Origin of the sequence: Gordonia sp. IITR100 (genome assembly GCF_002009645.1) — a bacterium.
Taxonomy (GTDB): Bacteria; Actinomycetota; Actinomycetes; order Mycobacteriales; family Mycobacteriaceae; genus Gordonia; species Gordonia hongkongensis.
Genome location: NZ_MVKV01000014.1, coordinates 96,520 through 108,936, shown reverse-complemented (window position 1 = coordinate 108,936; position 12,417 = coordinate 96,520). Strand labels below are relative to the sequence as shown.

At 67.8% G+C, this 12,417-nt stretch carries 13 protein-coding genes; 8 read left to right on the top strand and 5 right to left on the bottom strand.

Going from position 1 to position 12,417, the window contains the following annotated elements; all coding sequences use genetic code 11:
* Positions 1–3 precede the first annotated feature (3 nt).
* The 5 genes from B1818_RS17915 to B1818_RS17895 all read left to right on the top strand — a co-directional run bounded on the left by B1818_RS17915 (position 4) and on the right by B1818_RS17895 (position 5,610).
* Positions 4–1,419, top strand: a complete 1,416-nt coding sequence (locus B1818_RS17915; RefSeq protein WP_078113537.1) for a HAMP domain-containing sensor histidine kinase — start codon at positions 4–6, stop codon at positions 1,417–1,419.
* 136 nt (positions 1,420–1,555) lie between these two features.
* Complete coding sequence (locus B1818_RS17910; protein WP_058251640.1) at positions 1,556–2,947, top strand: MFS transporter; 1,392 nt, start codon at positions 1,556–1,558, stop codon at positions 2,945–2,947.
* Positions 2,948–2,956: 9 nt separating this feature from the next.
* Entirely contained in the window at positions 2,957–3,895 is a 939-nt protein-coding gene (locus B1818_RS17905; RefSeq protein WP_078113536.1) for a TAXI family TRAP transporter solute-binding subunit, read from the top strand.
* Positions 3,896–3,969: 74 nt separating this feature from the next.
* Positions 3,970–4,620 carry an LGFP repeat-containing protein gene (locus tag B1818_RS17900; protein ID WP_078113535.1) on the top strand — a complete coding sequence of 217 codons (651 nt, stop codon included), beginning with the start codon at positions 3,970–3,972 and terminating at the stop codon, positions 4,618–4,620.
* A 3-nt stretch (positions 4,621–4,623) separates the two neighbouring features.
* Complete coding sequence (locus B1818_RS17895) at positions 4,624–5,610, top strand: alpha/beta hydrolase (protein ID WP_139363049.1); 987 nt, start codon at positions 4,624–4,626, stop codon at positions 5,608–5,610.
* On the opposite strand, the gene B1818_RS17890 is transcribed toward B1818_RS17895, so the two are convergent.
* Both B1818_RS17890 and B1818_RS17885 read right to left on the bottom strand, forming a co-directional pair.
* Complete coding sequence (locus B1818_RS17890; protein ID WP_078113556.1) at positions 5,611–7,017, bottom strand: HNH endonuclease signature motif containing protein; 1,407 nt, start codon at positions 7,015–7,017, stop codon at positions 5,611–5,613.
* Positions 7,018–7,185: 168 nt separating this feature from the next.
* On the bottom strand, positions 7,186–7,578 hold the full coding sequence (locus B1818_RS17885) for a helix-turn-helix domain-containing protein (protein ID WP_078113534.1): 393 nt from the start codon (positions 7,576–7,578) through the stop codon (positions 7,186–7,188).
* A gap of 93 nt (positions 7,579–7,671) precedes the next feature.
* Here B1818_RS17885 and B1818_RS17880 point away from each other — a divergent pair, with 93 nt between their 5' ends.
* Positions 7,672–8,127, top strand: coding sequence for a hypothetical protein (locus tag B1818_RS17880; RefSeq protein ID WP_249145112.1), 456 nt, complete (start codon positions 7,672–7,674; stop codon positions 8,125–8,127).
* Between the two features lie 87 nt (positions 8,128–8,214).
* Positions 8,215–8,625: an STAS domain-containing protein gene (locus B1818_RS17875; RefSeq protein WP_078113533.1), complete on the top strand. Its 411-nt coding sequence runs from the start codon at positions 8,215–8,217 to the stop codon at positions 8,623–8,625.
* 10 nt (positions 8,626–8,635) lie between these two features.
* Here the strand turns inward: B1818_RS17875 and B1818_RS17870 are convergent, their stop codons facing one another.
* Positions 8,636–9,400, bottom strand: coding sequence for an alpha/beta fold hydrolase (locus tag B1818_RS17870; protein ID WP_078113555.1), 765 nt, complete (start codon positions 9,398–9,400; stop codon positions 8,636–8,638).
* 92 nt (positions 9,401–9,492) lie between these two features.
* Between B1818_RS17870 and B1818_RS17865 the strand changes: the two genes are divergently transcribed.
* Positions 9,493–10,101, top strand: coding sequence for a TIGR03086 family metal-binding protein (locus B1818_RS17865; RefSeq protein WP_078113532.1), 609 nt, complete (start codon positions 9,493–9,495; stop codon positions 10,099–10,101).
* On the opposite strand, the gene B1818_RS17860 is transcribed toward B1818_RS17865, so the two are convergent.
* Both B1818_RS17860 and B1818_RS17855 read right to left on the bottom strand, forming a co-directional pair.
* Complete coding sequence (locus tag B1818_RS17860) at positions 10,098–10,820, bottom strand: aspartate/glutamate racemase family protein (protein WP_068970589.1); 723 nt, start codon at positions 10,818–10,820, stop codon at positions 10,098–10,100. The genes B1818_RS17865 and B1818_RS17860 overlap by 4 nt on opposite strands.
* 18 nt (positions 10,821–10,838) lie before the next feature.
* Positions 10,839–12,350 carry an NCS1 family nucleobase:cation symporter-1 gene (locus tag B1818_RS17855; RefSeq protein WP_068970590.1) on the bottom strand — a complete coding sequence of 504 codons (1,512 nt, stop codon included), beginning with the start codon at positions 12,348–12,350 and terminating at the stop codon, positions 10,839–10,841.
* Positions 12,351–12,417 lie beyond the last annotated feature (67 nt).

Sequence of the window (12,417 nt, the reverse complement as noted above, 5' to 3'; positions counted from 1 at the left end):
ACGATGTGGCGGCGCGTGCTGCTCGTGCTCGTCGTCTATTCGGCGATCGTGGTCCTGGGTCTGGCGGTCCCCCTCGCGACGACGGCGAGTCGTGAACGGCTGCAACGGTTCACCGAGAGCCGGACCGCGTCCGCGGTCTACTTCGCCGACCTCGCCGATCGGGACCCGGAGATGCGGGGTACGGAACTCCAGCGGGCCGCCGAGCGCTACCGCGACCTCTACGACGAAGGCGTGGTGGTGGTCGATCGAGCCGGCACGACGCGCGCCTCGGCCGGCCTCGCAGCCCGGTCACCCGCGGTCGCCGAGGCCGTCTCCGAGGCATTGCGCAATCAACGCACGCGGATCGCGTCGGGGCTGACGCCCTGGTCGCCCGACTCGGTACTCGTGGCCATGCCGATCGGCACGGGCACCCAGGTCGACGGCGCGGTCGTCATCGAGGCGTCGACGACGGCGGCGAAACGCGATGTCGTCAGAACGTGGGCCGTGATCGCCGCCGGGGCCCTCGCGATGCTCGTGATCGGGTCGATGATCGCGGTTGCGTTGTCGCGGTGGACGGTTCGCCCACTCACGGCGTTGTCGGCACGGGTGCGCTCGCTGCGCGCCTCGATCATCGACAGCGGCCCGTCGGCGAACGACACGACCCCGGACGGATCGCCCGGTCAACGCCACACCGGCCCACCGGAGGTCCGCGAGCTGGCCCGGATCTTCGACGCGATGGCGGACGACGTCGAGAACGCCACCGCCGCCCAGCGCCGCCTGGTCGCCGACACCGCGCACGCACTTCGTAATCCGTTGGCGGCGGTCCGCTTTCGCCTCGACACCCTCGGCCTCGGATTGACCGGCCGCTCGCTGGAATCGCATCGGAAGACCGTCGTGGAGATCGACCGGCTCGACCGCATCGTCGACGACCTACTCGTCCTCGCCACCGCCGAGTCGCGGCCCGCCGGTTCCACCACAGGGGTCTGCGACGTCGCCGCCGTGCTGGTCGAGCGCCACGATTTCTGGGCGGACGCGCTCGCCGACGCGGGGATGTCGGCGTCGATCGCTTCGCCGCCCCGGCCGATGATCGCCGCACTCGACGAGGACGACCTCATCCGGGCGACGGACGTCCTGATGAGCAACGCGGTCAACCACGCCGGGGAAGGTGCCCACGTAGAGCTGGGCTGTCGATCCGAGGGAGCGCGTATCCGGGTCTGGGTCGCCGACACCGGCCGTGGCGTGACGGCCGACGACTTGCCACGCATCACGGAGCGGTTCTTCCGCGCGTCGGCCGACAGCGGGCCCGGCTCCGGACTCGGATTGGCCATCGCGGCGGCCCTTGTCGAAGGAGTCGGAGGCGAACTGAGGGTGACCGCCGGACGCCCCGCGGGACTGCGGGTGGACCTCTGGATCCCGGCCTCCGACGTCCCGTTCCACTAGGCCGAGGACGACCTGTCCTAAGGGACTGTTAGGAAACGGCGATCGGCTTCCGTTCCGCCTGTGACTGCGTTCACAGTGTTAGGGGCACCGACGCCGGACCGGGTCGGGTGCACGTTCGACGACCTGGAGGACCCTGATGACCGACTCGCCCACCCGGCAGCCCGCGAACGCCCGGAGCGCACCGCCGACGTCGTCGGCCGCGGCGACGCGTCGTGCCGTGCTCAACACCCTGCGCGGGTCCTCCGGCAACCTCGTCGAGTGGTACGACGTCTACGTCTACACCGTCTTCGCGACGTACTTCGAGAGCCAGTTCTTCGACTCGGCCGACAAGAACTCGACCGTCTACGTGTACGCCATCTTCGCCGTCACCTTCCTGATGCGGCCGGTCGGCTCCTGGTTCTTCGGCCGGTACGCGGACCGCCGGGGCCGCCGGGCGGCGCTGACGTTCAGCGTGTCGTTGATGGCGGCGTGCTCATTGGTCATCGCGCTGACACCGGGTCGCGAGTCGATCGGCGTGTGGGCGGCGGTCGTCCTGGTGCTCTGTCGACTGGTACAGGGATTCGCGACCGGTGGCGAGTACGGCGCGTCGGCCACCTACATGTCCGAGGCGGCCACCCGGGAGCGTCGCGGCTTCTTCTCGTCGTTCCAGTACGTCACGCTCATCGGCGGACATGTGCTGGCGCAGCTCACCCTGCTGGTGATGCAGGGCTTCCTCGACTCCGACCAGATCTCCGACTTCGGTTGGCGTATAGCGTTTCTCATCGGCGGCGTGGCCGCGGTGGTCGTCTTCTGGCTGCGCCGCAGCATGGACGAGTCGCTCACCCCGGAGCAGTTGGAGGCCGTCCGCAGCGGGGCCGACTCCGAGTCCGGCTCGATTCGCGAACTCGTCCTGAACTACTGGCGCCCTCTGCTGGTCTGCTTCCTGGTCACCATCGGCGGCACCATCGCCTTCTACACCTACAGCGTCAACGCACCGGCCATCGTCAAGACCGCCTACGAGGACCACGGTCGCACCGGGACCTGGATCAACCTCATCGGTTTGATCTTCCTGATGGTGTTGCAGCCGATCGGCGGAATGATCAGCGACAAGGTCGGACGCAAACCGGTCCTCATCTTCTTCGGCGTCGGCGGTGTCCTGTACACCTACGTCCTGATCACCTACCTGCCCCAAACCACCTCGGTGGCAACGTCGTTGACCCTGCTCGCCATCGGCTACATCATCCTCACCGGCTACACCTCCATCAACGCGATCGTGAAGGCGGAGCTCTTCCCCTCTCACGTCCGCGCGCTGGGAGTGGGTCTGGGCTACGCGCTAGCGAACTCGGCGTTCGGCGGCACCGCGCCGCTGATCTATCAGGCCGCGAAGAACGGCGGTCATGTCCCGTGGTTCATCGCCTACGTCACCGTCGTGATCGCGGTGTCGCTGATGGTCTACATCTTCGTGCTGCGCAACAAGGCGGAGACCCCCCTCGATCGCGAGCAGGGGCGGGCCTTCCTCGACGCAGAGGCCGTTGCCCGGCGGGCCTAAGGTGTCATCATGTCGTTCGCGCGCGGGCCGGTGGACCGCCGGACTCTGCTCCGCGGGGCCACCGGCCTGGGCGCGCTGCTTCTCCTGACCGCGTGCGGAACCGAACGCGGCGCACCGGTCCGCCTCGCGGCGGGCGAGCCCGGTGGCTTCTTCTGGGAATTCGCCGGTCTTCTCGCCGCGGCGGCGGCCCGGTCCGGCGCGCCGGAGATCCGCCCGCGGCAATCCGGCGGCTCGGCCGAGAACCTCGACGCCCTGGCGGACGGTTCCGCCGAACTCGCGATCAGCCTCAGCGACACGGCCATCGAGCGAACGGGGACGCAGCTGACCGCTCTCGGCTGCGTGTACGAGAACTACTTCCAGGTGGCGGTCCGCACCGGGTCCGGGATCGCGACGGTCGCCGACCTGCGCGGGCGGTCGGTGAGTGTCGGAGCACCGGGGTCCGGCGCCGCCGGGCTCTCCGAGCGGGTACTCGCCGCAGCCGGCCTCGACGCCGGCCGCGACATCCGCCCGGTCCGGCAAACGATGGCCGACGCCGGCGCCGCCCTCGCCGCCGGAGAGGTCGACGCCGTCATGTGGGCGGGCGGTCTGCCGACCCCGGCGTTCACCGACCCGCGCGTGCCGATCGTCCTGCTCGACCTCGGTGACGTGGTCGCGGGCTTACGACAGCGGTTCGGACCCGCGTACGAGCCCGTACGCATCCCCGCCGACATCTACGGCCGGCACCCAGCAGTCACCACCGTCGGGATCGCGAATCTCCTGCTCGCCCGACGGGATGTACCGGACGTCACCGCCGCGGCCATCGTCGACGTGCTGCTCGACCAGGCCGCACACCTCGTGCCCGCCCAGGCGATCGGCAGCCAGTTCCTCGACGCGCAGTCATTGATCCTCACCGGACCCATCCCCCTGCATCCGGGTGCCGCGGGTGAGTACAGGCGCCGACATGGGTGAACCTGCGGGCACGTAGCGACTGGACGTGGTCCGTGATACACCTAGGCCGACGAGTCGAGGGTCGAGAGGATCACATGAAACTGGTGGCTTCCCGCCGCGCCCAGTTCGTTGCCGGATTGTTCGTGACCACGCTGATCGCCGCCGGTTGCGGCACGTCAGACGCGGACGAGTCACCCTCCGGAGCCGCAACGACCGGGGTGTCGACGACGACCGCAGCCGCCGGCGACACGACGGGCCCCGTTCCTGTCGTGGAGAATGCGAAGCCCACCGAGACCACGGTCATGGGCGAGGACGATGTCGAGGTGACTCTCACCGGCCCGATCGCAACGAAGTACGCGTCGGCGACCGAGGCACAGCGGGCCGCCCTGGGCAAGCCGTTGACCGGCGATCACAACGCGGGGACACGAGAGAGTGGCGTTGTCTACCAACAGTTCCGCGGTGGCGTGATCATCGCGAGGAACAGCGACCCCGCAACGCCTGGGTACATCGTCACCTCCGGCAAGATCCGGGACGCCTGGAACACCGAGCGCGCTCCGGACGGCACCCCGTTGCTCCTCGGCACCAACGGCTCGGCCGGGCCGCTCGGTGTGCCCACGAGCGACGTGACGGTCGACGGTGACCTCGAGGTGGTCACCTTCGAGCACGGCGAGATCTCCGAGAACACCGAGACCGGCGAGGTGACCGTGACGGTCAACGGCAAGATCGTGCCCTCCGGTCTGCGATAACCGATGAGACGTCGGATCGTCACGGTGGCCGTGGGCGTGATCGCGCTCGTGGCCGGTGGTTGCTCGACGCCGCCGGACCAGCAGTCGTCAACGCCGTCACCGTCTTCCGGTACGCCATCGGATGCGCACGGACCCGCGACGGCTCCCCCGGTCCCCGCGGGGACCGAATCCTTCGACGTCGTCCGCGTCGAGTATCTCGATTCCGACGATGCCGACCCCGCCGAGAACTGGGCCGACCTGTACCTGCCCGCGGGCGCCCGCGACGACGACTCGCTGCCGCTGGTGACGATCATCCACGGTGGCGGTTGGGAAAGCCAGGCCGGTGCAGAGCAATTCGACGAGATGGCCAGGGATCTCGCCGACCGCGGGTTGGCCGTCTACAACGTGGAGTACCGACGTCTGGGCACCGGCGGAGGGTGGCCCACGACCTTCCACGACGTGGCCCGAGCACTCGACCATGTGCCCGCGATGGCCGAGACCTACCCGCAGTTGCGAATCGACGACGAGCCGGTGGTCGGTCACAGCGCCGGTGCGCAATTGGCCGTGTGGGGCGGCACGCGCCATCGCCTCACCGATGACGAAGTGGGTTCGCGTCCGGCCTTCGTTCCATCCCGGGCGGTGTCCATCTCCGGCCCGCTCGACATGCACTACGCCGTCGGCCACGGCAACAACCGGGTGATCACCCTTGTCCTGGGTGGCACACCACGACAGGTCCCCGCGCGCTATGACTCGGTCGACCCCATCCGCAATCTCGATCCGGCGCTACCGGTCACCTTGTTCCACGGACTGGCCGACGACGATGTCGACCCGACCAACTCCCGCCGCTACGCGACCGCCCTCGACGCCGCCGGCGGCTCGGCCGAGCTGCACCTGTTCGACGGCGAGACCCACACCTCCCTCGTCCACCGCCAGTCCCCGTCCTACACCCGAATCCTCGACCGGCTCACCGAGATCACGCGGACCGACATCGATGAGCTGCGCGACGAATAGCTACGCCGCCTCTCGGACGACTGGTGCTGAGCGAGTCTCGTTGCGCTGCTTCCATTCCCACACCGCATAGAGCACCTCGGTGGTGTAACCCAAATCCATCCGACCCCCACCGATCGGCACCGTCGCATCTACCCCGATCCGTTGATCGGGTCGCCACACGCCCGGCCTCGAAGTCGGTGGCGCCACCTCGATCTCAGTGCCGTCCGGGCGATGAAACGTGAACCGCTGCTTCCCGCGTGCTGTAATCGCAAACTCGCCCCGATGCAACGCCCCATTACACGACCCACACAACAAGATCAGGTTGTCCGGATCCGTCCGCCCACCCGCCGACCACAACTGCACATGATGGGCATGCAGATGACGCGTCCGACCACACCCCGGCACCTGACAACACCGATCCCGCACGAACAACGCCCTGATCAGGGCTTTGTTCGGCACCCGCTTCCGACGCCCCACCCCCAACAACGCCAGCTTGCCGGGCTGCCCGGGAACCCGGCGACTCACCACATCCCGAGTCGACGCCCCGCACCGAGCTTCGGCCACCTCGACCTCCGACAACGCCGGACCGTCATCCAGATGAGCATGCTCCACCCCGTCACCGGCATGGATCAGGATCTCCGCACCCGGTGCGAGATCAGGCATCGCGACCCCGTCATGCACCATGCCGGCCATCGCCACCACCGCCGGCGCCACATTCGACGGCACCTGCCGCCACAGATCCCGACGCCGCGACGGCACCACCTCCGACCCCTGCCCCGAATCGCCGTCACCCGACTCCGGTTCAGTGTTCCGCGGAACACTCCCCGCGGTTGGTAGATCCGGATCGTCGGCGGTCCGGGTGCGTTCATACTCTGCGCGCACCGCCCCAGCGAGAAATCGCGCACCATCCAACGGACTCAGCGTCAACGACACCGACAGCGACCCATCGGTGTTCCATTTCCACCGGCCCGTCGACTCCACCGGCGGCCGTCCATCCTCCTCGACACCCCGGTCACGATCGATCTGGACCATCGCCCGCACCGCCCGATCCAACTGAGACGCCGTCGACGACAATGCGAGGTTCACCAACTCCGCCTCACGCTCCGGCGTAGCGACCCGTGTCAACGCGCGGACCTTCGAATACGACAACCGACCCTCGCGAAACGCCGTGCGGATCACCGGCAATTCCCGTATCGCCTTGGCGACCCTCAACTGCTCATGCGCCGTTCGCGGTGCGATGCCGGCCTTCCACGACAACCAGTGCGCCAGCGAATGAATCCCCGGCCCCCGCCACGACTCCCGCCCATCCAATTCCGCCACCAGTACAAGGAAGTTCGCTGTCAGCGCCGTGATCTGCGCGGCGTAACCCAGCACCCGCGCCTCGAGCACCTCATCAGACAACGACGCCGGATCCGCATCGTCGAACATCGACGACACATCCCCACCGCAACGAAAAGCACTGACCCCCACCGCAACCCCCAGACCCGAACGAGATGTACAGCAACAAGATATCGCCCGGCACCGACAAACTTTCGGAGCTCAACCCGAGGTCGAGAGTGTTCCGCGGAACACTGCGCCGGCTGCGGCGACCTCGACTCAGCTCGCCGCACTCTCCCGCTGCGCGACCTTGGGTTCGATCACCTCGGTCGCGTAGGTCTTCCCCCACTCGTTGAGGGCGGTGACGAAGGGGCGCAACGCCCGTCCCTGTTCGGTGAGCGAATACTCAACTCTCGGAGGGACTTCGGGATAGGCCGTACGCTGCACGATGCCGTCGCATTCGAGTTCACGTAGCTGGCGGGTGAGCACTCGTGGCGTGACCGGACCGACTGCCCGCCCGAGGGCGCCGTATCGCATCGGCCCCTCGAGAAGGTTCTTGACGATGGTCATCTTCCAGGAACCGCCGAGCACGGCGACGCTCACCTCGACCGGACACACCTCGTAGGCACGTCGAACCGGGTCCCGTAGAACGGACTCGTCCTGGTTCTCCATCGTCAGACCCTGCCGTCGGCGTGGACATTCTCGTCCATATGGACAATATTGTGCATACTACCGCCGAGGTGCATCAGGCGTTAGACAGAAGTCATGTGCCTTTCCGTCGACAACTCCGAGAACTCTGTAGACCAGGACTTCGCGCGCTTCACCTCGCCGACAGTCGGCGCGGGCCTGGGCTCGGTCGCGATTCTCGCGACCGTCGCGACTGCGGCCCTCTCCGACACCGGAACACTGTCGGGGTTGCTCGGGATGGCCGGCGCCGGGGCGCTCCTGGCCCTGATGCAGATCGCCGTGCAGTGTCAGGCGGCGATACTCGTCCTGCGAGACAGACGATGGCTTCCGGCACTGCCGGCCGCGGCGATCTGCGCCGCGACACTGACCGCGCTCTACCTGCTGGCCTTCGATCACGCTGCTGGCTGGTATCTGCTCCTCATCAGCGCAGTAGCTGTCGCCGGGTATGTCGCGGCGCTCGGGGAGGGGCACGCAGCCATCCGCGTCTTCGACGGCGCCGAACGTCATATCGAGGACACACCAAGGCACCGGTGAAGCCAACTGCCGACGCCACCAGGCGGACCTCGAGGCGCTGCCATCTCACGGACGGGTGACTTCGAGCGAACAGGGAGGCAGGGCTACATGAGGGCAGACAGCTTCGGACCGGTGGTCGTCGACGATGACCAGGACGCGTCCCGGGCAGGTCGCGCGCTGGCAGTGATCTCGACGCAGCGCGATCAACTCATCGTCCTGACCGTGCACGGCAGCATCGACCTGCTCACCGTCCCGCAGTTGGGTGCGGCCGTTCTTGAAGCAGTGAGCGAGCGACCCCGGGGGCTGATCGTCGATCTCACCGCCACCGACTTCCTCGCGTCGTCCGGCATCGCCGCGCTCCTCGCCGCACACGCGGCCGTCACCCCGGCCGGCGGCCGGTTCGGCGTCGTCGGCGGGCATCCCGCCATCACTCGGCCCCTGCGGCTGACGGGCCTGGATGACACTCTCGACCTCTACGCCACCCTGGCCGACGCGTTCTCGGCGATGGTCCCGGACTGAGGGCGCCGGCTCACTCCGCGCCGAGAAACTGGACGAGAACCGCGTTCACCGCCTGCGGCGCCTCGATCGGGATGAGGTGCGTCCCGGGGATCACGGCCAGCCGGGCACCCGGAATGGCGGCGACGACGTCGCCGCTGTGCTCGAGGGTCACCTCGTCGCGGTCACCCTGCATGACCAGCGTCGGTGCGGCGATCGCGGCCAGATCACCGAGATCGATCTCGGGTTCGGAGTTGATCATCGCCATCGTCTTGTCGAAGACGACCTGGAAATGCTCTGCCCCGTCCGGGGATTCCGACGCGTAGTCGGCAGCGAAGAACTCCATCAGCTCGTCGTCGGCGGAATCGAGCGCGTCGAGGATGCCGCCGACCGCCCGGCCCGAACTGTTGTAGTACTGGCCGATCAGGACCAGATGCCGGACCAGGTCGGGCCGCCGCAACGCGACCAGCACGCCCACCACCGCGCCATCGCTCCACCCGACGATCTCGGCGGGACCACCGACCACCTCGTCGAGGTACGCGATCGTCTCCTCGGCCATGTCCGCGTAGTGGAACTCGTCGGTCACGTCCGGGCTGTGTCCGTGACCGTGACGTTCCGGACAGAACACCTTCCACCCCGCGTCCACAAGGGCCGGCACCTGCCCGCCCCACGACGACGCACCCGAGAAGGCGCCGTGGAGCAGCACGAGCGGTTGCCCGTCGCCCTGGATCTCATGCCAGACACGGGTATTCGGCGTCGGATGACTGATGGTCGTGTACTCGCGGATCGGAGAGGTCACGTGACCACCGTACGGGGGCATCGGTGCGGCCGATGAGAAACCGGCGTCGAGCGGGTCAGCCCTGTCGAGTGCACACGACGAGAGGGAGTCCCATGCCCACCGACACCACCCGAGCACCATCGATATCGGCGGCCGCCGATCACATGCTCGCTCTGACCGCCACAGTCGCCGACGCCGACCTGGACCGTCCGACCCCCTGCGGCGACATGGATCTCGCCGCGCTGGTCGCCCACGTCGACGGCCTGTCCCAGGCCTTCGCGGCCGCGGCGCGGAAGGACTTCGGACCGCTGACCTCGACGCCGCCGGACCCGGCGCAGAGTCAGCTCTCGAAGCAGTGGCGTGACGACCTGCGTCGCCACGTCCACGACCTCGCCGACTCCTGGGATGACCCCGCCGCCTGGGACGGCATGACCCGGGCGGGCGGTGTCGAACTGCCGGCCGAGATCATGGGACTCGTGGCGCTGTCGGAACTCGTGCTGCACGGATGGGACATCGCACGTGCCATGGGCATCCCGTTCGACATCTCCGACGACATCCTCCAGGTCGTCTTCGACCTCCACTACCCACCCCAACCGCAGGAAGAGCGCGACGGCATGTTCGGGCCGGTGGTCGAGGTACCCGACGACGCACCCCTCGTCGACCGCCTCGCCGCCTTGACCGGACGGGATCCCCGGTGGCCGCAGGCGGCGAAGGCGGACTAGCGGTTGAACGGCCAGCCGGTGATCTTCTTCTCCCGCGGCGGGGCGTAGGTCCGTATCTTCGACGTCGAGAGCCCCATTCGGACAAGACCTTCGGCGATCGTGACCGCCGCCCGCACACCGTCGACGATCGGCACTCCGGTCGCCTCACGAACCTGCTCCTCGAGTTCGGCCATCCCGCCGCACCCGAGGCAGATCACCTCGGCGTGGTCGTCGCTGACCGCACGCGTGGACTGTTCCACGATCGCCTTCACGGCCCGCTCCGGGTCCGACTCGAGTTCCAGCACACCGAGTCCCGACGCCCGCACCGACGCGCACCGCTGGTCGAGGCCGGCGAGCTTGAGCCGGTCCTCGATGAGCGGGACCGTCCGGTCCAGGGTCGTCACCACCGAGAAGCGGTGTCCCAGATACATCGCCGTCGACGCCGCGGCCTCGGTGATGTCGACGACCGGCACCTCGAGGAGCTCCTGGAGTCCCTCTCGGCCGTGTTCGCCGTAACCGGCCTGGATGACCGCGTCATACGGTTCGGGGTAGGCGAGGATCGCGTCCATCACGGCGATCGCGGCGAGGTAGGACTCGAAGTTCCCCTCGCACGAGTCGGCGCCGAAACGCGGTGTGATCCCCACGATCTCGGTCCCCGGGGAGGCGACCGAGCGGGCCGAGTCGGCGATGGCCTCGGTCATCGACACGGTGGTGTTGACGTTGGCGACCAGGATGCGCACGGTGATGTCCTTTGTGGGTCAGTGAGTGCTGGCGACGGAGATCGACTCGCCCGACACCTCGGCGAACGGACCGCGACGGTCGGCGACCGCCAGGTACACGATCGCACCGAGACCGGCGCCGATGAACCAGGAGAACTCCGAGATCACCTCGAAGGCCGGGACGAAGGCCATCACCAGGGCGATGGCCGCAGTCGGGACGAGCGCGAGGATCGCCCGCATGTTGACCCCGTTCCGGTAGTGGTAGGCGGCGCCCGGTGCCTCGGTGAACAACGCGGGCACGTCGATTCGCGAACGGCGGACGAGCCAGTAATCGGCCATGACGATACCGAACAGCGGGCCGAGAAGGGCACCGAGTCCGCCGAGGAAGTAGTTGATCACCGCCGGCGAGTTGTAGAGGTTCCACGGCAGGATGACCAAGCCGATGATCGCGGCGACGAGCGCCGCGCGCCGGAAGTCGAGGTGGCGCGGGAACAGGTTGGACAGCGCGTAGATCGGCGCGACGAAGTTGGCCATGAGGTTCACGGCGACAGTGAGGATCAGCAGCGCGAGGCAGGCCAGCACCAGCAGGAACGTGTTGGGAACGGTCTGGACGATGTCCGACGGCGACTCGATGACGGTGCCGTTGATGCGGAACTGCGCTCCGGCGAGGGTGATCACGATGGCGCCGAAGAGCAGCATGTTCAGCGGGATGCCCCAGAAGTTCCCGCGCACGATCGCTTTTCGCGATTCCGCGTTGCGGGTGAAGTCGCAGAAGTTGAGGACGAAGGTCCCGTAGATCGCCACCCACAGGCTCGCGCCGCCGATGATCTGGAGCCACATGTCCACGCCGGTCAGCGAATCGGGCGTCGACCACGCGATGGTCCAGTCGGCGTTGCTCAGCATCCAGACGGCCAGGGCGACCATGGTGACCAGGATGACCGGACCGGCGAAGGCCTCGTAGCGACGGATCATCTCCATGCCGTAACTGACGATGATCACCTGGATCACCCACAGCGAGACGAACGAGATCCAGCCGAGGGTGGAGAGCCCGAGGAAACGGTTGGTGTCCAGGTCGGCGGCGCCGGGGAACAGCGCCACCAGCATGATTCGCAGGACGACCGACGCGAGGTAGGTCTGGATGCCGAACCACGCGATCGCCACCCCACCGCGGATGAGGGCGGGGATCTGCGCGCCGCGGAACCCGAACGAGATGCGGCTCATGACCGGGAACGGCACGCCCGTCTTCTCCCCCATGAAGCCGGAGAGATTCAGCAGCAGGAAGAGGAACACCCCACCCAGCACCAGGGCGGTCAGGATCTGCCACCCGCCGAGCCCGAGCGCGAACAGACCGATGGCGAAGGCGTAGTTGCCGAGACTGTGTACGTCGTTGGCCCACAACGTGAAGATGTTGTAGGTGTTCCAGCGTCGTCCGACGCGGCTGGTCGGTGCCAGGTCGTCGTTGTACAGCTTCGGACTCAGCCCGGCCGGGACGGTGCCGGTGACCTCCGAAACCGGTCCGTCGACGGGGGCTGTGTGCTGCTCAGTGCTCATGTCTGCACTTTCGGTCGGACGGTCATCGATGACCGCGCTCCTACACTCGCGGAGTTCCGTGATGTGG

Coding starts and splice junctions, on each gene's coding strand:
- B1818_RS17875 (WP_078113533.1), top strand. CDS start 8,215: ATGAGGGCAGACAGCTTCGGACCGGTGGTCGTCGACGATGACCAGGAC.
- B1818_RS17855 (WP_068970590.1), bottom strand. CDS start 12,350: ATGAGCACTGAGCAGCACACAGCCCCCGTCGACGGACCGGTTTCGGAG.
- B1818_RS17880 (WP_249145112.1), top strand. CDS start 7,672: ATGTGCCTTTCCGTCGACAACTCCGAGAACTCTGTAGACCAGGACTTC.
- B1818_RS17895 (WP_139363049.1), top strand. CDS start 4,624: ATGAGACGTCGGATCGTCACGGTGGCCGTGGGCGTGATCGCGCTCGTG.
- B1818_RS17885 (WP_078113534.1), bottom strand. CDS start 7,578: ATGGAGAACCAGGACGAGTCCGTTCTACGGGACCCGGTTCGACGTGCC.
- B1818_RS17905 (WP_078113536.1), top strand. CDS start 2,957: ATGTCGTTCGCGCGCGGGCCGGTGGACCGCCGGACTCTGCTCCGCGGG.
- B1818_RS17890 (WP_078113556.1), bottom strand. CDS start 7,017: ATGTTCGACGATGCGGATCCGGCGTCGTTGTCTGATGAGGTGCTCGAG.
- B1818_RS17915 (WP_078113537.1), top strand. CDS start 4: ATGTGGCGGCGCGTGCTGCTCGTGCTCGTCGTCTATTCGGCGATCGTG.
- B1818_RS17900 (WP_078113535.1), top strand. CDS start 3,970: ATGAAACTGGTGGCTTCCCGCCGCGCCCAGTTCGTTGCCGGATTGTTC.
- B1818_RS17865 (WP_078113532.1), top strand. CDS start 9,493: ATGCCCACCGACACCACCCGAGCACCATCGATATCGGCGGCCGCCGAT.
- B1818_RS17910 (WP_058251640.1), top strand. CDS start 1,556: ATGACCGACTCGCCCACCCGGCAGCCCGCGAACGCCCGGAGCGCACCG.